This is a genomic window from Rhizobium sp. CC1099 (genome assembly GCF_029714385.1).
Taxonomy (GTDB): Bacteria; Pseudomonadota; Alphaproteobacteria; order Rhizobiales; family Rhizobiaceae; genus Rhizobium.
In genome coordinates this window covers 1,590,015-1,606,314 of sequence record NZ_CP121642.1, presented here as the reverse complement: position 1 = coordinate 1,606,314, position 16,300 = coordinate 1,590,015, and the positions used below count along the sequence as shown (strand labels likewise).

At 58.7% G+C, this 16,300-nt stretch carries 16 protein-coding genes; 7 read left to right on the top strand and 9 right to left on the bottom strand.

The features are described 5' to 3' along the window. Nucleotides 1–31 precede the first annotated feature (31 nt). Together QA644_RS28860 and QA644_RS28855 are read right to left on the bottom strand one after the other, a co-directional pair. On the bottom strand, nt 32–1,096 hold the full coding sequence (locus tag QA644_RS28860; protein WP_283072664.1) for a glycosyltransferase: 1,065 nt from the start codon (nt 1,094–1,096) through the stop codon (nt 32–34). Nucleotides 1,097–1,418: 322 nt separating this feature from the next. Next, on the bottom strand, nt 1,419–1,823 hold the full coding sequence (locus tag QA644_RS28855; protein WP_283072663.1) for a response regulator: 405 nt from the start codon (nt 1,821–1,823) through the stop codon (nt 1,419–1,421). Nucleotides 1,824–2,110: 287 nt separating this feature from the next. Here QA644_RS28855 and QA644_RS28850 point away from each other — a divergent pair, with 287 nt between their 5' ends. The 4 genes from QA644_RS28850 to QA644_RS28835 all read left to right on the top strand — a co-directional run bounded on the left by QA644_RS28850 (nt 2,111) and on the right by QA644_RS28835 (nt 6,495). Next, the gene (locus tag QA644_RS28850; protein ID WP_239600422.1) at nt 2,111–3,502 is read left to right on the top strand and encodes a cache domain-containing protein; all 1,392 of its coding nucleotides are present in this window, start codon (nt 2,111–2,113) and stop codon (nt 3,500–3,502) included. After that, nucleotides 3,499–4,143 (top strand): response regulator transcription factor, encoded by a 645-nt coding sequence (locus tag QA644_RS28845; protein ID WP_074072211.1) that lies wholly within the window; start codon nt 3,499–3,501, stop codon nt 4,141–4,143. The genes QA644_RS28850 and QA644_RS28845 overlap by 4 nt, the downstream gene beginning before the upstream one ends. Nucleotides 4,144–4,832: 689 nt before the next feature. Then, nucleotides 4,833–5,030, top strand: a complete 198-nt coding sequence (locus QA644_RS28840) for a DUF3311 domain-containing protein (protein WP_074072210.1) — start codon at nt 4,833–4,835, stop codon at nt 5,028–5,030. Continuing rightward, nucleotides 5,020–6,495: a sodium:solute symporter family protein gene (locus tag QA644_RS28835; protein ID WP_239600423.1), complete on the top strand. Its 1,476-nt coding sequence runs from the start codon at nt 5,020–5,022 to the stop codon at nt 6,493–6,495. The genes QA644_RS28840 and QA644_RS28835 overlap by 11 nt, the downstream gene beginning before the upstream one ends. A 161-nt stretch (nt 6,496–6,656) precedes the next feature. On the opposite strand, the gene QA644_RS28830 is transcribed toward QA644_RS28835, so the two are convergent. The 3 genes from QA644_RS28830 to QA644_RS28820 all read right to left on the bottom strand — a co-directional run bounded on the left by QA644_RS28830 (nt 6,657) and on the right by QA644_RS28820 (nt 9,560). Beyond that, on the bottom strand, nt 6,657–7,394 hold the full coding sequence (locus QA644_RS28830) for a FadR/GntR family transcriptional regulator (protein ID WP_283072662.1): 738 nt from the start codon (nt 7,392–7,394) through the stop codon (nt 6,657–6,659). Nucleotides 7,395–7,544: 150 nt separating this feature from the next. Continuing rightward, nucleotides 7,545–8,531, bottom strand: coding sequence for a sugar-binding protein (locus QA644_RS28825; protein ID WP_283072661.1), 987 nt, complete (start codon nt 8,529–8,531; stop codon nt 7,545–7,547). 48 nt (nt 8,532–8,579) lie between these two features. Further along, nucleotides 8,580–9,560, bottom strand: coding sequence for an NAD(P)-dependent oxidoreductase (locus QA644_RS28820; protein WP_239600425.1), 981 nt, complete (start codon nt 9,558–9,560; stop codon nt 8,580–8,582). 208 nt (nt 9,561–9,768) lie between these two features. Between QA644_RS28820 and QA644_RS28815 the strand changes: the two genes are divergently transcribed. After that, on the top strand, nt 9,769–10,548 hold the full coding sequence (locus tag QA644_RS28815; RefSeq protein WP_194730920.1) for an ATP-binding cassette domain-containing protein: 780 nt from the start codon (nt 9,769–9,771) through the stop codon (nt 10,546–10,548). 38 nt (nt 10,549–10,586) lie between these two features. Beyond that, the gene (locus QA644_RS28810) at nt 10,587–11,585 is read left to right on the top strand and encodes an ABC transporter permease (protein ID WP_074073105.1); all 999 of its coding nucleotides are present in this window, start codon (nt 10,587–10,589) and stop codon (nt 11,583–11,585) included. 711 nt (nt 11,586–12,296) lie between these two features. Here QA644_RS28810 and QA644_RS28805 read toward each other — a convergent pair. Beyond that, nucleotides 12,297–12,701: a hypothetical protein gene (locus QA644_RS28805; RefSeq protein WP_283072660.1), complete on the bottom strand. Its 405-nt coding sequence runs from the start codon at nt 12,699–12,701 to the stop codon at nt 12,297–12,299. A 50-nt stretch (nt 12,702–12,751) separates the two neighbouring features. Between QA644_RS28805 and QA644_RS28800 the strand changes: the two genes are divergently transcribed. Beyond that, a complete protein-coding gene (locus tag QA644_RS28800; RefSeq protein WP_283072659.1) occupies nt 12,752–13,789 on the top strand; it encodes an IS110 family transposase in 1,038 nt (345 codons plus the stop codon). Between the two features lie 321 nt (nt 13,790–14,110). Here the strand turns inward: QA644_RS28800 and QA644_RS28795 are convergent, their stop codons facing one another. From QA644_RS28795 to tnpA, 3 genes are all read right to left on the bottom strand, one after another. Continuing rightward, complete coding sequence (locus tag QA644_RS28795; RefSeq protein WP_283072658.1) at nt 14,111–14,377, bottom strand: type II toxin-antitoxin system prevent-host-death family antitoxin; 267 nt, start codon at nt 14,375–14,377, stop codon at nt 14,111–14,113. A gap of 579 nt (nt 14,378–14,956) precedes the next feature. Then, on the bottom strand, nt 14,957–15,628 hold the full coding sequence (locus tag QA644_RS28790; RefSeq protein ID WP_283072657.1) for a metallophosphoesterase: 672 nt from the start codon (nt 15,626–15,628) through the stop codon (nt 14,957–14,959). 221 nt (nt 15,629–15,849) lie between these two features. Continuing rightward, nucleotides 15,850–16,278: an IS200/IS605 family transposase gene (tnpA, locus tag QA644_RS28785; protein WP_283072454.1), complete on the bottom strand. Its 429-nt coding sequence runs from the start codon at nt 16,276–16,278 to the stop codon at nt 15,850–15,852. Nucleotides 16,279–16,300 lie beyond the last annotated feature (22 nt).

The following is a 16,300-nucleotide window of genomic DNA, read 5'->3' as shown; positions in this document are numbered from 1 at the left end:
CGTGAGGGTTTGGCTGCTGGTCGTCCTGGAGCTAGCCCATGGCATGGCGAATGGTTTTCGACAGTCGCAGCAGGAAGGCAGGTCTCGAAGAGGCGACAAGCTTCCACGACAAGAGCGCCTTTGCCATGCGCCGGGGAAGTAGGCCGACGGAGAGAAACCAGGCCGCCAGGACGGCACGGCGTCTGAGCGAGACATTCATTTCCAGGCTCGCCACGGCACCTGCAGCGCCGAGAGTGAGCCTCGAATCCTCGGGAACGGGATGCCGTTGGCGGTCTATGCAAAGCGATGCCAAGCGCTCTTCGAGATGCACCGTATCGTGAAGACTGACGTCCGGCGGCACCGTCAAGCCGACATCGGCGGCCTGATCGGACAAGGCTTCCATCCGGCGGAAGTCGTGCTCCACCCGCCAGCGTGCCCGCTGGCCAAGTCTTTCTGCAAAGACGGAATGATTGGCGCCATGCATGCGGTAGGCGCCAAGGCAAGAATCTATCGACGTCACCTTTCCATGGAGAGGCGCGACAGTGACCAGATATCCGTCCGCCCCCTGGCGAAAGTCCGTCTCGGGGATAGGCATGATCGCCTCCAAAGCCGAACGCCTGAAGGCCAGCCCGCTTGTCACGGTGGTTTGATAGCGTCCCTTCTGCAACAGCTGGGGGGTGACATCACCTGAATCGAAGGGGAACTCCTGAGGTGGAAACACATCCTTGACGCGTTGGCGTTCGTCGACAATGTGCAATCTGAATTGCGCCTGGGCGGTATCGCCGTCGCATGCCTCGATTATCTCCGATACGGCGTTCGGATAAAGATAGTCGTCGGCGTCGAGAAACAGAACGATCTGGCCTCGGCTGACCGCAAATCCTGTGTTGAACGCAGCCGCATGACCGCCATTGCTCTCTCTTAAGAGAGCTGTGATCCTCGAGCCATATGCCGCAATCACACAAGCGCTGTCGTCAGCCGATGCGTCGTCGACAACGATGACTTCTACGTTGTCATGGCTTTGTTCCAGCGCGCTATCGATGCAGCGCTTTAAGAAGCGCGCGTAGTTGTAGTTCGCAATGATGATCGAAACTGAAACGTCTTCTTGGATGGAATGCATCGCATTGAACCTCGCACTTCTGCTTTGGTCGCGGCGAACCTTCTCATTCAGGTCCTGATGGTAATGTCCGTCTGGGCAAGAACGGCTTTTCAAAGCTGAAAAAAGCCGCTGCACTGACACGCCGGCCACGCGGTCGGCGAAGATCTTGTTTGATCAGTCTGTGCGCTCCCCAGCCTGCGCAGCTTTGTGGCTTTTGAAAGACCATAGCGATGAAAGCTCCGTCAGGCAGGAGAAGAGCGACTGCCCTGGCTGGCGTTGGGATAGGTCACTGCACCGGCGCATGGTGCTGCGTCAACGCTTTGCGGAATGGGTCGACCGCCAATTAGAATGCGCGGCCGGCCGCTTTGTCGTTTTCAGTCCGCGTGACGCAGCCTGTAACTTTCGCAAGCAATAGGTCGAAGTCGATGGGTTTCGTCAGATAGTCCGCCGCGCCTGCTCGAAGACCGCTCAACATGTTTTTCCGATCCGTGAGTGCCGTCAGCAAGATAAACGGAATGTTGGAGAATTGCGGGTGATTGACCTGAACCTCGGCGATTAGTTGATGGCCGTCCATGATCGGCATCGAGATGTCGGTGATAACGATGTCGGGCCACTTCGATAAGATGGACTCGAGTGCTTCCTGACCGTTGGCCGCTTCCAGCGTTGCAAATCCGGCCTCGTTCAACTCCTCGACAATGAGCTTACATGCTGAGTTCAACAGCCGGCCGGCGGCAAAAACGCCCAGCATGCTACGCATGCGGCCCAATGGCTTACCTCGCTCCGGCTCCTGAAGATTCCGCTGGCTTTCAAGGGGTCGATCTCGCTTCCTCCGGTGCACCCATTCGAGGCCAAACGCTCGATAGAACTGAAATTTGGCAAAGTTCCGGGAGACCACCTCCGGCAAAGCCGCCGCGCGCGTGATGCCGTTTGCCGAAACGCCCGGACGTTTGCAGATCGGGCGAAGCTTGAGCTATCCGTCGATGTCGTTTCATATATAACCTTGCCCGCGTGACCAAGGCGGCAGGGAGGCGGCCTATGAATCTTAGACATCAGATTGTGGCGTTGGCCATCATCCCATTGATCCTGGCCATCCTGATCGTCACAGCGTTCATCACCTGGCAATCGGCGACGCTTGTACGAAGCAGCATCGACACGTTCGAGCGAAACATGCTCAAGGCCAAGGAAACGGAACTCCTTAATCTGACTAATCTTGCGCTCTCTGCCATTCATGACATCTACGAAGCCGCCGGTCCGGACGACGAAGTCGCAAAGGAGAAGGTTCGCGCCATCCTGACCGCTCTCGACTACGGCAAGGATGGCTACTTCTTTGTCTATGACTACGACGGCAACAATGTCGTGCATCCGCGCCAGGCGTTTCGGCCGGGGCACAATTGGCTCAACCTGACGGATTCCGATGGCGACAAGGTTGTTGCCAATCTCATCGAGAAGGCCAAGGAGGGCGGCGGCCTTCACCAATACAAGTGGCAGAAACCCTCCTCCGGAGAGGTGGCCGACAAACTGTCCTTCGCCGTCGGCCTCGACAAATGGAAGTGGATGCTTGGAACGGGCGTCTATCTTGATGACGTCTTTGCACAGACCGCCGCCGCAAATGCCGATTTTCGCGCCAATGTCCGCAAGACATTTCTGATCGTTGCCCTGATTGCCGTGCCGGCGGTTCTCATCGTCTTTGCCACCGGCATGCTGCTGACGTTGAGAGAGCGCCGCCTTGCCGATAGCAAGCTTAAACAGCTCGCACAGCGCATCATCGACACGCAGGAAGAGGAAAGGGCCCGCCTTGCCCGTGAACTGCATGACGGGATATCGCAGAACCTCATCGGCGTCCGCTATGCGATCGATCTGGCGAGCCGCAAGGTCGCAAGCCAGGCCGAAGATGCCGCCCGTGCAATCGATCGCGGGGCGGAGGCGCTGAACGGGGCGATCAAGGAGGTACGGCGCCTGTCCCATGACCTGCGTCCGCGAGCGCTTGACGATCTTGGCCTGAGACCGGCGCTCAAGGCGCTTTGCGATAATTTCTCGGAGCGTACGGCCATCGATACACATCTTGAGGCGCTGACCTTCAAGAATATGCTGAAGCCTGAGGCGAGCACGGCGCTCTATCGCGTAGCGCAGGAGGCGTTGAACAATGTGGAGCGGCATTCCGGAGCAACGCGTGTCGACATCAGGATTTGGAGCGTTGGGGGCCGCGTCCGCATGACGATCTCCGACAACGGAAACGGTTTCGATGAAAACATCGCCGAAGGGAAGAAAGCGCTCGGCGGCGGGCTCGGACTGCGCAATATGCAGGAGCGCCTGGCCCATTTCGGCGGCCTGCTGCTGATCAAGACGACACCAGCAGGCACGATCCTGACAGCGATGCTTCCAAGGTCGGCAACGGTGAACCGCGCGCAAGGCAAGGAAGCAGCATGAGCGGCAGGAAAAGTATCAAGGTTCTTTTGATCGACAATCATCCCCTGGTTCTGGACGGGTTGGGGGCGGTGCTGGAAACCTATGAACACCTCGAGATTGTCGGTACCGCCGGATTGGCACGCGCAGGGCTCGAGATTGCGCTGAGGGAAAGGCCAGCTGTCGTGTTGATGGATATCAATATGCCGCAGCTCAGCGGAATCGATGCCATCGAGCTCTTCAAGGAACAACTGCCGGAAACACGGATCCTGATGCTGTCGATGCACGACAGTCGCGAATATATTTCCACCTCGGTGTTGCACGGAGCCTCCGGTTACATTCTCAAGGATGTCTCCACCGACGAGATCATCGCTGCAATCGAAGCCGTGGCAAACGGCAAAACCTACTTCTCTTCCGGCGTCTCGGAAGTTCTGCTCGAGCGAAAGGAGACGCCGGATGCGCTTCCTCTGACGACGCGCGAGCATGATGTTTTATTGTTGCTGGCGGCAGGAAAGAGCAACCGTGATATTGCCCAGACACTCGGTATCTCGGCTGCAACAGTCGAGACGCATCGCAAGAACATCAAGAAGAAGCTCAACATTACGACGACGGCCGGATTGACCCGCTATGCTATCGAGAACGGATTGACCTGGGGCGACAGTTAAGCGGCCTACGCGTGCTGGGTAGGCCCGCGTATTTTGCCGGTTTTCGCTCTTGTTGCCAAAATTTCCGCGCAATACCAGTCACCCGGTGGTCGCGCTGCGCAAAGCGGGCTGACGACTGGGAGGGCTACCGCAGTGACCAGTCGGTTGAAAGGGCTCGCCTTCGCTCCCACATTGCAAGTGCTTCGAAGGGGCATGCCCATAAAAAGTGAAACATTGACCGGTTTGAAGAAATAGCTGCCTTTGAGGAGCTCGCCTAGACTTCAACTTAAGCGGCTACGACGCCCTGGCGACACAGCAAGCGCGTGGCGCGCTTAGCGGTCAGCCAAGGCAGGCTGGCGGGGAATGCTCACTTCCAGCGAAATTCGATGCATGATTGATTGCTGTGTGCTCGATCACGGATTAAGCGTCAAAGCAGAATAAATCGCATCTACCCACTTCTGGGTAGACGCGAGTATTTTACGCTTCCTGCCATCTTGCCAGACGAAAACCGCCGCCATAGGACTTCACCACGGCTGGCCCAAAGCGAGCCGTTGGGAGGATTTCAATTGCATTACGCCTGCTTCCGTTCAGTCGGAAAAGCCGTCGCGACAGCCTGAGCCAGGTTCGCCCCAGCGATCGACTGACAAGCCCGCCTTCCACGCCGACAACTGCAACTTGGCGCCACATCTGGCGCCCGAGAGGTATCCGACATGGAAAAATCACGGAACAAAGCAGCGCTCTGGCTGCTCGTCATTCCCTATATCGGCCTGCTCTGGCCGCCCCTCTACAATATCCGCGAGCCGGCACTCTTCGGATTTCCCTTCTTCTATTGGTACCAGCTTCTCTGGGTGCCGATCACCGCCACGCTGACCTGGATCGCCTATCGGAGCACGCGCCATGACGACTGATATCGACAGCACGGCGCTCGGCGTCTTCCTCTTCTTCTTCGCACTCGTCACGATCCTGGGCTTCGTCGCCTCCCGCTGGCGTAAGCCTGAAACGCTTGCCCATATCGACGAGTGGGGCTTGGGTGGTCGCAGCTTCGGCACATGGATCACCTGGTTCCTGGTCGGCGGCGACTTCTACACGGCCTATACGGTGATCGCCGTTCCGGCACTCGTTTACACGGTCGGTGCCTACGGCTTCTTCGCACTGCCCTATACCATCGTCGTCTATCCCTTCGTCTTCATGGTCATGCCCATCCTCTGGAAACGCGCCAGGGATTTCGGCTATGTGACGGCCGGCGACGTCGTGCACGGTCAATACGGTTCGCGCGGCCTCGAGCTCGCCGTCGCCGCAACCGGCGTCATCGCCACCATGCCCTATATTGCGCTCCAGCTCGTCGGCATGACAGCGGTGCTCAAGGCGCTCGGCCTGCATGGCGAACTGCCGCTGGCGATCGCCTTCATCGTGCTTGCCCTTTACACCTATTCCGCCGGCTTGCGTGCCCCGGCGCTGATCGCCTTCGTCAAGGACATCATGATCTATATCGTGGTCATCGCAGCCGTGGCGCTCATTCCCTCGAAGCTCGGCGGCTATGCCAACGTATTTGCCTCGGCTGATGCGGCTTTCCAGGTCAAGGGAAAGGGAGATCTCCTGCTCGCCGGCAACCAGTATGTCGCCTATGCGACGCTAGCCTTTGGCTCGGCGCTCGCCGCCTTCATGTATCCGCATACGCTGACGGGTATCTTCGCCTCGAACAGCGGCAAGACGATCCGCAAGAATGCCGTCCTGCTGCCGGCCTATACGCTACTGCTCGGTCTTCTCGCCCTGCTCGGATATATGGGCCATGCCGCCGGGCTGAAGCTCGAAAACGCCAATGACGTCGTGCCGGCCTTGTTCAAGACGCTGTTCTCGGGATGGTTCTCCGGCTTCGCCTTCGCAGCGATCGCGATCGGTGCCCTCGTGCCGGCGGCGGTGATGAGCATCGGCGCCGCCAACCTCTTCACCCGCAATTTCTGGAAGGCTTATGTCAACCCGCATGTCAGCGATGCGGGTGAAGCCAAGGTCGCCAAACTGACCTCGCTCGTCGTCAAGGTCGGCGCACTGCTGGTCATCATCTTCCTGCCGACGCAGTTTGCACTCGACCTGCAATTGCTTGGCGGCATCTGGATCCTGCAGACGCTGCCGGCCCTGGTCTTCGGCCTCTATACCAACTGGTTCCGTGCACCGGGCCTACTCGCCGGCTGGTTCGTCGGCTTCATCGGCGGCACCTTCCTCGTGTGGGATGCCGGCTGGAAGCCGTTGCACCTGATTAGCCTCGGTGGAGAACCGTTCACCATCTATACCGGTCTTCTTGCCCTTGCGGCAAACATCGCCGTCGCGGTGGCTGTCAATGCAGTCGTGCCGGCAAGGACCCCGGCGCGGGCTTGAAACAAGGAGAGCGGAGGACTGCGGCAATGCGGTCCTCCGGACGAGACATCCTGGTGTGGTTCTCTTGTGGTTGAAATGCAGGAGCAGCGGAAAGGTGCGATCGCCTCGGGCAGGCCGGCCACGAAGCCCGAGTATCGCGCCGGATCGGTGCGAAGCGCCGCCTATCGCGAGCGCCCGGCGATGATTTCATCAGTGTTTGCCAAGGCCTTTCGAACCGCACTGCGGGCCGTGTGCGGCTGTTGCAATCGAATGCTTCTCTCGATGCGTTCATGAAGCATCTGCGTATGCCGCAGGCTGCTGCCCTCCCGCACGACATGGGCAAGAAGATGATTGAGGGCGGATTCGATCAGAAGGCCCAAGGGTACGAGCAGGTCGTTGCCGGAGGCGCGCAAGATCGCGATATGAAACCGAGCGTCGGACTCACTTCGTTGCTGGGGCGATGTCGCCCGAGCCATTTCATGAAGGGCCCGGCTGATCTCAATCATCTGCTCTTCGGTTCGCCGCTCGGCGGCCAGCGCCGTCGCCTCCGGCTCGATCATGTGGCGAAGCTCCTGCACTGCCCTTAAGAAGGGCTCGCGGTCGGGTGATGCCGCATACCAGCCCAAGACGTCGCGGTCCAAGAGGTTCCAGCGCTCTTTGGGCTCCACCCAGCTACCGATTTTCGGGCGCGAGGCGAGCAGGCCCTTTGCCATCAGCATCTTGATCGCCTCGCGCACGGCCGATCGGCTGACATTGAACATTTCGGACCATTTCGCCTCATTCGGCAGAATGGTTCCGGGCGGATAGTCGCCACGCACGATGCGAAGCCCGATCTCGCCGGCCACCGAAACATGCACGCTTCCGCCGGCCATGCGGGGGATGGTCGGGTCAGAGCGCTTTGCTGTTTTCCTGTCCGGCATCTGATTCAATCGCCTCAGCACTTTGTGATCCCCAGCACGGACTAGGTCAAAAGTTGCCGCAATGACAAGAGACGTCAGCGAGCCTTTATCACCTTGAGATGATCGGGAGAACCGGAGCGCCCAGTGGTTTTGGGCGCTCCGAACCACGCGTTATTTCTGGATGCAGGTGTCGACTGTGTCCTTGGTGCATTCGTCGAGCCCGGTGAACACCGGATCCTCAACCGGCTTTCCGGCGATCAGGTCCATCATCACGGAGGGTGCCTTGTAGCCCATTTCGAAGGGACGCTGGCCGACCAGCGCGGTGACAAGGCCCTCCTTGGCTATCGCCACTTCGTCGCCGATCGTGTCGGCGGCGCCGATGACGAACTCGTTCTTGGCGATCTTGTCGGCCATCGGCTTGAACAGGTCGCGGTAGGGTTGGGGGGCGCCGAAGAGCGGCCAGCCGCCCATGATGCCGAAGCCGGCGAGGTCGGGATTGGCGGCGAGGATGTCAGTCATCGACTGCACGCCCTTGGCGCCGTCGTCATTGGTGAACACTGGGCAGCCGGCGACCTCGGTCCAGCCGCCTTCACCCTTGAGCTCGGTCAGCCCTTCCTTGCCCGACAGCGAATCGCGCCAGCCCTGTGCGCGACGCAGAATGTTGTCGGCGCCGGGATTGCCCTGGATCGAGCAGACCTTGCCACCATCGGGCTTGGCCTCTTTCATGTAATCGCCGATGCGCTTGCCCATCAGATAGTTGTCGGTGCCGAGATAGGTCTTTCGCAGAGCGGCGTCTTCCTGGGCGAGGTCGGCGTCGAGCGTCATCACCGGAACGCTCGGATTGGCTGTCTTGAGTGTCTGGGCGATAAGCTTGGCGTTCGACGGCGAGATGGCGATCGCAGCCGTGTCGGCCTTGCCCAGCATGTCCTGGACGATCTGGGCCTCGCCGGCTTCATCGGATGTCGATGCCGGGCCCGTATAGAAGCACTCATATTCCGAGTCTGGATTTTCCTTGTTCCATTTCTGGCAACCCTGGTTGATCGCTTCGAAGAACGGGTTGTCGAGTCCTTTCACGACGATGACGAGCTGCTTCTTGGCAAGCGCCGGGCCGGCGGTGAGTGCCAAGGCCGTGAATGCAAGTAGTAATGCCTTCCTCATGGTTTCCTCCCTTGAAACAGACGGGCGCGACGCGACCGCCATACGAAATCAACCCGGGTACCAGACAATGCGAGGGTCATCCTGCGAACGCTCGTACTGCCAGGCCGAGTCGATAAGCCTTTCCAGATCGTAGCTGGGCTGCCAGTCCAGCAGGTATTTGGCTTTGCTATTGTCCATCCAATTCGAATGATATTGGCTTGGGATGTCGACAGCCTCAAGGTTTCGCGTGTGCGCCAGATAGGCTGCGACCTCGCCGTAGTCGACCGGCCGGTCCATACAGATATTGAAGAGTTGGCGCTTTGCGCGGGGATTGTCGATCGCGGCCAGAATGGCCGATACCAGATCGTCGACATGTACGAAATTACGCTTTAGCGGACGTCCGTCGGCGTCGCGCAGCAGCGGCACTGTGCTAGCTTCCACATAACGTCTCGCATCGCCTTGCGGGACGAGCGCCTTCCAGTCGGGGCCGCCGAAAACATCATCGCCGAAGGACAGCGTGTATCTGAAATCATCCTTTTCCATGATCCACGGTGCGCGAAGGCAGCAGCTGTTGATGCCGTACTGGATGGCGAACTGGTCAAGCATCACCTCCTCGAGAACCTTGGAAAGCGCGTAACTTCCAGGATAGGCGCAATGCGGCGTATCCTCGGTGATCGGTCCGTCGTGGCGGTAGTAGAAATGGCCGATACCGGCATCACCGCCGATGAGGATGAACTGTTGTGCAGTAGCGCTCGTACGGAAGGCTTCGAGTAACCAGAAAAGACCCTTGACCGTTACGTCCATGACGGCGGCAGGCGTTTCCTTGCAAGTGGCAAGATGCAGAACGTGGGTAACGTCTTTCATTGCGGCGGCCGCGACATGCGGGTCGGCGATCGAGCCCTTTGTGACTTCGACACGGCCGGTCTCAGGAAGCAAACGATTATGGCAAAGCGCGCGGATGCGTGCTTTCGAAAATCTCGGATCGTCAAGCAGCCCAGCAATGAAGCGCCGCCCGACCTTGCCCGTCGCACCGGTAACAAGGATCAGCATGCTCTCTCTCCCACAAACAGCTAATATCCGCCTGCTTCGCACGTCAACGGGTATTTGTCATACAAAACAGATTTTTGTGATGTCTGCTTGATTCGCCTGATTGACGCTTTCGCAAGGTTTTGCGTAAATGCGATGGAATCGCTTTCCTGGGAGGACATCGGCAAGGCGAGATTGCGGGCATCCATCCCTTGGACGACATCTAAGGGCAATGAGGAAGCCTGAGAGGTTTTGGGAGGTTAGCAGGCTGGTGGCGGTTCTCGAACTCACCAACATCTCCAAACATTTCGGTGCCATCCAGGCAGTCAATGACGTTTCGCTTTCGCTGGAGGCGGGCCAGGTCGTCGGCCTCATGGGCGATAACGGCGCCGGAAAGTCGACACTGGTCAAGATGATTGCCGGCAATTTCCGGCCGAGCGAGGGCACCATACGCCTCGACGGCGCGGATATCGTCATGCACCGGCCGGTGGAGGCGCGCCAGCACGGCATCGAGATCGTTCACCAGGATCTGGCACTCTGCAATAATCTGACGGCAGCGGCGAACGTGTTCCTCGGACGCGAGTTGCGGCGCGGCGTCGGTCCGCTGAAAGTCCTGGACTACAAGACCATGTATAGGCGTGCCGGCGAGATTTTCAGGGAGCTGAAGTCGGAGACGCGTCCCCGGGACCTTGTAAGGCAGATGTCAGGCGGCCAGCGGCAGGCGGTGGCGATTGCGCGCACGATGCTGTCGGAGGCAAAGATCGTACTGATGGACGAGCCGACTGCGGCAATTTCCGTTCGCCAGGTGGCGGAGGTGCTCAATCTGATCCGCGAACTGCGTGACCGCGGCATTGCCGTTGTCCTGATCAGCCATCGCATGCCGGACGTCTTTACGGTTGCCGACCGCGTCATCGTGTTGCGGCGAGGCAGAAAAGTTGCCGACAAGCCGATTGCGGCAAGTTCGCCAGAAGAAGTCACAGGTCTTATCACCGGCGCGATCGAACAGGTGTGATCGCGCTGCTTGGATAGTGGAAGAAATGAAGGTCGATGATGGCTGTTACTCTTGACCAGACAATTGCACAGAAGCAGCGGAACTGGCTTGCATCAATCGTGGGCGGGCAAACCTTCTGGGTCCTGATCGCAGTCATCCTCGCCTGTCTTTTCCTGTCTGCTGCAACCGACTCCTTCGCCACGGCGAAGAACCTCTACAATATCACCCGCAACGTCACTTTCGTTGCGATCATTGCGCTCGGCATGACGCTGGTGATCATCACCGGCGGCATCGATTTGTCCGTGGGATCGGTGCTCTGCCTGTGCAGCATGGTCCTGGCGGTGGTCATGCATGCCGGCTACAGCATCGAAGTCGGTATTGCCGCGTCGATCGGCACCGCCCTGGTCATCGGGGCCTTCAACGGACTGTTGATCGCCTATCTCGACTTCCCGCCTTTCGTCGTGACGCTCGGTATGCTGTCGATTGCGCGCAGTCTTGCGATGGTCGCATCAAACAATACCGTGGTCTTCCAATTCGGGCCGGATCACGACACGCTTCTGGCACTCGGTGGCGGCGCGTGGTTTCTCGGCATCGCCAACCCGGTGCTCTACATGATCATTCTGGCGCTGCTGACCGGTTTCGTGCTGCGCTGGACGAGGTTCGGACGTTATGTTTTTGCCATCGGCGGCAATGAGCATGCCGCAACGTTGACCGGGGTTCCGGTACGCAGGATCAAGGTGGCAGTTTATATGATTTCCGCCCTGTCGGCGGGGGTTGCCGGCATTGTTCAAACCGGCTGGCTCGGCGCCGTCACCACCAATATAGGTGCCGGAATGGAACTTCAGGTCATCGCGGCCGCCGTCATTGGCGGCGCCAACCTGGCAGGCGGCGTCGGTACCGCTCTCGGCGCGTTGGTCGGAGCCGCCCTGATCGAAGTGATCCGCAACAGTCTCGGCCTGCTCGGCATCAACGCTTTTTGGCAGGGGACCTTCATTGGCGGCGCCATCGTGCTTGCTGTGCTTTTCGACCGGATCCGCAACTTCCGGCAGAGCGAATAGGGGTCTTGCTTGGATCCGTCGGCGAGAGTTCGACGACTGTGGACACGCAATGCCAGTGGATAGAGATCGATGCCGGGCTTTCCATGGTGCAAATCCGAAAGTCGCTTACAAACGACAGATTCGGAGATGATGAGATTGCCTTTGACGACGATCTGCATTCTGGCGCTGCCTGTATCAGAAGCCGCTCGGAGCTGGAGAGGTGCGCAAACGAGCTTTCGTGCCGGCTGATCACGTGGGGATATGGCTGCGGTTACGGTGAGGTGGCCGGAGATATACAACACCTGTCACCAGCAGAGGCGCTGCGGATACCAGGAATGGGCGGACGGGATTGGCAAAAGGTCGCCAAAGCGTTGGGGCGAGACCCATATCCTAACCTAAAGAAGCGTCGATAGCGCTGCCCGGACGAGGGGGAAGGGTGGTAGAACGGCAACTACCGCCGGTTGGCGTCGATTTGACGCTTGCTTGTCTCAAAACAGCTGGGCTCAGCTGACTGCGAGCTGCATCGATTTGTTTTTCCGGAAGAGTGGCGAATTCGAGGAAGGTGACTTTAGATGCCAAGTTGGCGCCGTGACTGGTTGGCTCCGAATGTCCTACATGATTGAAAAAAGAATGTATCGCCGGGCGATACGATTCCGCCCCGAGGAAGCTACCGGCCCATCATCTCTACGTATGCGAGGCAGGAAATCCGGAACTACAGATTGGCGACCTGCCCTATCTCGTCCGATCGACGCGGGCGCGTCCTGCAGCGAGGAAAGGCGCGAAGGCCTTGCGCACTTCCTCAAGGAAAATGCCACTGAATTTTCCTCGCGGCGTCTGTGTCATGTCGAAATGGTAGGATTTGCCAAGGATATCGTAATTGCACTCGCTGACTGTAATCCAGCCGCGTTTGAGGTCCGAAAGCTTGGCTCTCTTGAGTTCCAGTGCCGGAATTTCGAGGGCAGTTTGCCCCGAATACGGGGGTGCCGAGGAAATCGGCAGCAACAGGATGTGGGTATTATCCTTGTCGTCCCGCATGGCAAGCAGCAGGCAAACCGGGCGGTCTTTTTCGCCGTGTTCCTGCCCCTTGTCATCCTGCCAGCGCCAGAGATGTTGGGGTGGACGGCCCCCGAACGGCATCGAAACGTGCCAGAGTGAGTCGTTAAGATCTCAAACAAAGGGAACCGCCCATGGACAAGATTATTCGCATCGGCATGGATACGTCAAAGCATGTTTTTCAGCTGCACGGCGTGGACGTCGCTGAGAAACCGGTCTTGCGCAAGAAGATGCGCCGCCAGGAGATGATCGACTTCTTCACGACCTGTCCGCCAACCGTGATCGCCATCGAAGCCTGTGGCGGTTCCCATCACTGGGCTCGGCTGCTGACCTCGCTCGGGCATGAGGTGAAGTTGATCGCGCCGCAGCTCGTGAAGCCCTATGTCAAGCGAAGCAAGAACGACGCCGCCGACGCTGAGGCATTGTGCGAGGCGATGAGCCGCCCGACGATGCGGTTCGTGCCGGTCAAGGCAGTCGATGAGCAAGCCGCCGCCATGTTGGTCGGCGTCCGGGATCGTTTGATCCGCAACCGCACCCAACTCGCCAATGCAATCCGAGGTTACGCCGCTGAATTCGGCATTTCCGTCGCCAAGGGGCTGGCGCATATTCCCCTGCTGCTTGAACGGATACAGTCCGACGAGACCGTGCCGGAGCTGGCACGGGAATTGTTCGCGAGCCAGGCGGAGGAATACGCCCAGATGGAAGAAAAGCTTGCAGACGTGGATGCCAGGCTCATGGCATGGCAGCGAGCCGACGAACGCAGCAAACGTCTCAATGCTATTCCCGGCATCGGCCCGATCGGCGCGGCGCTTCTGATCATGAAGACACCGGCGCCAGAGATATTCCGATCCGGCCGTCAATTCGCGGCGTGGATTGGGTTGACGCCAAAGGATCACTCGACCGGCGGCAAGCTGCGACTCGGATGCATCACGCGGGCAGGCGATGAGGCATTGCGAGCGGTGCTGGTGGCCGGGGCAACGGCCGTCATTCAACATGCTCGGCGACACGGCAAGGCCTCTCCATGGCTGGCCGAAATGCTCAAGCGCAAGCCGCCGAAACTGGCAGCCGTCGCACTCGCCAACAAGATGGCGCGTATCGCCTGGAAGATCATGGTGTCCGGGGAGAGATACAACGCAAAATATGCGTCAGCCCTGATGGTTGACGCCGCATGAAGATCAGCACGACACAGAAAGTTCTAACTTACAATCCGCGTTAAGTTGCTGATGCCCGAACTTGCAAGATAGGAGCAGATGGTGTGATCGATCGATCCACGGCGTGAGACACTCCGTGCTATCCCTTGGCCTTCTACAAGGTCGTAGAGATGTTTGGAACTCACGTTGCGGAAACCATCTTGGCCAGCGTTCATGTGCGAGCGCAACAAAAGGCCGGACATATGGACGCAAGCGATCGGATCAAAATCATCTCAAAATATCTTGCGAGCGGGGGGCCGTCCACATAAGGGGTAGGTGACGATATCGCCCTTGACGAAATGCTCAGTCATCCTTGGACGCCTGATGATCGGCGGAATCCTTATCTAGCTGTTCCATGAACATGTCGGCCAGGTCGCGGGGCATCTCGCCCGGACCATAGGCGCGGCGTGGGTCTTCATTGCCGGTCATGCGCTCGTAGAGATCGATTGGAACGACCACTACGGATGCGCGGCCATGTTTGGTCAAAGTGATGGGGTGTCGTTTGGCTTCGTCGTGATAACGTCCGAAGTGCCGCATAAATTCGGCTGTCGAAACGGTCTTGTTGGTCATGAACCTGCCCTTCCTGTGTTGTCTGAATAATACAGAAAAGACAGGAAACCGCAAGGCACTTGCGGTTTTCTGTCCGGATGACTTTGACTAGCTCTATGATAACATCCCTATTCAGGCCGGTGAAAACGGACGAGAACTACACTTGCGAAGCCGGCGAACTCCGAGCCTGGGAAGCGGGTGAGTACCAGGCTGTCAAGGCATTTTAGGAGGCGCTTCACGCAAATATCTACATAAACTGCGGCAGTCTCTGCGCTGTGATGGGCTGATAAGTCCTACGCCTCCCAAATCTGGCAGGGCAATCAGATCCGGCTTGGTCAAAGTGCCGTCACGGGCATGTCGGCGTTCAACCAGCGTGCGACACCCGAACTGAATGGAACATGACCCGTATCGCAGCCGACCTGATCGAAGATCAAAGTACCGGGCGCATCCCACCATCCTGTTCGTCTAACGTTTCATCGCACGAACTTTCATGCCTCGGATCTCTTGTTCTCGTTCGCGGAAGGCCGGCAGAGGCATCATTTGGACCAATGAACGCACTGCGCTTTCCGTTCTGCGAGGCGTAAAGCGTGAAGTGGTGGGCTAGTCGGAGTGGGAGACATAAAGGAAGCGCGGCTCGCTATTGCCTGCAATCACGACGGCTGACAGGCGTCCTGTGCGATAGGCCCCCGTATCGATCGCTATGCGGTTCGAATGGATCTCCGGAAGTTCTGAGCCCGTGATCGTGTGACCATGCACTACGACCTTTTCGAGTGGGTCTGAGACATCGAGGAAGCGTTCGCGTATTTCGCGAAGATCCCGCTCGTCCTGGTCCGCAAGGGGCTTCTTCGGGTCGATCCCGGCATGGACGAGGCAGTAGCCATTCACGATGACCATGTCTGCGGCTCGATTGAGCAGTGCCAGATGATGCGCATATCGGGGAAGCAGCAGGTCCGGCAGCTCTCCTGCCCAGCCCGGCATGCGGTGACTGTAAGACCGAAGGGTCGACTTTCCGCCTAGGCCTGACAGCCAATGATCAAGCGCCGGATCGCCGAGATGGTTATTCAACGCCTCGCGAAACAGGTAGTCGTGATTTCCGAGAATGAATTGCGATCCCTCACGTTCCTGAAGCGTCGCATGCACCATTTCCATCGCTCGCCGGCTGTCCGGCCCTCTGTCGACGATATCGCCAAGGAATACGACCCGCGGCTCCGCGCCGCATCTGTCGGCATCTTCGTCAATTGTCGCTAACAGAACCTCAAGCAAGCTGGCCATCCCATGAACATCGCCAATGGCATAAACGGGGCGAGACACAGAACTGGCTAACTCGACGATTTTCATTGGCATACTCAGACGCAATACAAGCACTACTCTTCCTTCATCTGAGATGATGCAGCTCTGCTGACAAGGGAGGGAGCCCGGCAAGTGCTTGTTGTGGTGTATGAAACGTCAATCCTTTGCCCGCTGTCTGCTATACGTCGCATCGAAGGACAGTTTCACCGTGAACCTCGCGGGATACCCCGGCGTTCAGGCCGGGGAGGAACGCCAGAGCGGCCTTGGGCCGCTTCCCGCTGGGATTTGACATATTCGGCGATCACCGAGAGCGGTGCGCCGCCACAGCTTGCCGCAAAGGAGGACGGCGACCACAAAACGCCGTTGTGGTAGCGCCCGGTGATTTCCGGGCGGCTCTCGCGCCGACGTCGGCTGGATACGCCTTTGCGGCTGTTGACCAGCTTCGACAGGGCGATCTTCGGAGGGTAATGCACCCGCAGGTGAACATGATCGTCCTCGCCGTCGCATTCGATCAATTCGGCCTCGAAGTCGCGACACAGCTTGGCGAAGATGCGCCGCAGGTGGCGGATTGCCGGTTCTGACAGAACGTCACGGCGGTATTTCGTGACAAAGACCAAATGACCATGGAGCATGTCGACGACATGCCTGCCGGTG

Bases quoted from the DNA above. Each gene is read 5' to 3' on its own strand.
- QA644_RS28860 (WP_283072664.1), bottom strand. From the start codon at position 1,096: ATGCATTCCATCCAAGAAGACGTTTCAGTTTCGATCATCATTGCGAAC.
- QA644_RS28855 (WP_283072663.1), bottom strand. From the start codon at position 1,823: ATGCTGGGCGTTTTTGCCGCCGGCCGGCTGTTGAACTCAGCATGTAAG.
- QA644_RS28850 (WP_239600422.1), top strand. From the start codon at position 2,111: ATGAATCTTAGACATCAGATTGTGGCGTTGGCCATCATCCCATTGATC.
- QA644_RS28845 (WP_074072211.1), top strand. From the start codon at position 3,499: ATGAGCGGCAGGAAAAGTATCAAGGTTCTTTTGATCGACAATCATCCC.
- QA644_RS28840 (WP_074072210.1), top strand. From the start codon at position 4,833: ATGGAAAAATCACGGAACAAAGCAGCGCTCTGGCTGCTCGTCATTCCC.
- QA644_RS28835 (WP_239600423.1), top strand. From the start codon at position 5,020: ATGACGACTGATATCGACAGCACGGCGCTCGGCGTCTTCCTCTTCTTC.
- QA644_RS28830 (WP_283072662.1), bottom strand. From the start codon at position 7,394: ATGCCGGACAGGAAAACAGCAAAGCGCTCTGACCCGACCATCCCCCGC.
- QA644_RS28825 (WP_283072661.1), bottom strand. From the start codon at position 8,531: ATGAGGAAGGCATTACTACTTGCATTCACGGCCTTGGCACTCACCGCC.
- QA644_RS28820 (WP_239600425.1), bottom strand. From the start codon at position 9,560: ATGCTGATCCTTGTTACCGGTGCGACGGGCAAGGTCGGGCGGCGCTTC.
- QA644_RS28815 (WP_194730920.1), top strand. From the start codon at position 9,769: ATGAGGAAGCCTGAGAGGTTTTGGGAGGTTAGCAGGCTGGTGGCGGTT.
- QA644_RS28810 (WP_074073105.1), top strand. From the start codon at position 10,587: ATGGCTGTTACTCTTGACCAGACAATTGCACAGAAGCAGCGGAACTGG.
- QA644_RS28805 (WP_283072660.1), bottom strand. From the start codon at position 12,701: ATGCCGTTCGGGGGCCGTCCACCCCAACATCTCTGGCGCTGGCAGGAT.
- QA644_RS28800 (WP_283072659.1), top strand. From the start codon at position 12,752: ATGGACAAGATTATTCGCATCGGCATGGATACGTCAAAGCATGTTTTT.
- QA644_RS28795 (WP_283072658.1), bottom strand. From the start codon at position 14,377: ATGACCAACAAGACCGTTTCGACAGCCGAATTTATGCGGCACTTCGGA.
- QA644_RS28790 (WP_283072657.1), bottom strand. From the start codon at position 15,628: ATGGCCAGCTTGCTTGAGGTTCTGTTAGCGACAATTGACGAAGATGCC.
- tnpA (WP_283072454.1), bottom strand. From the start codon at position 16,278: ATGCTCCATGGTCATTTGGTCTTTGTCACGAAATACCGCCGTGACGTT.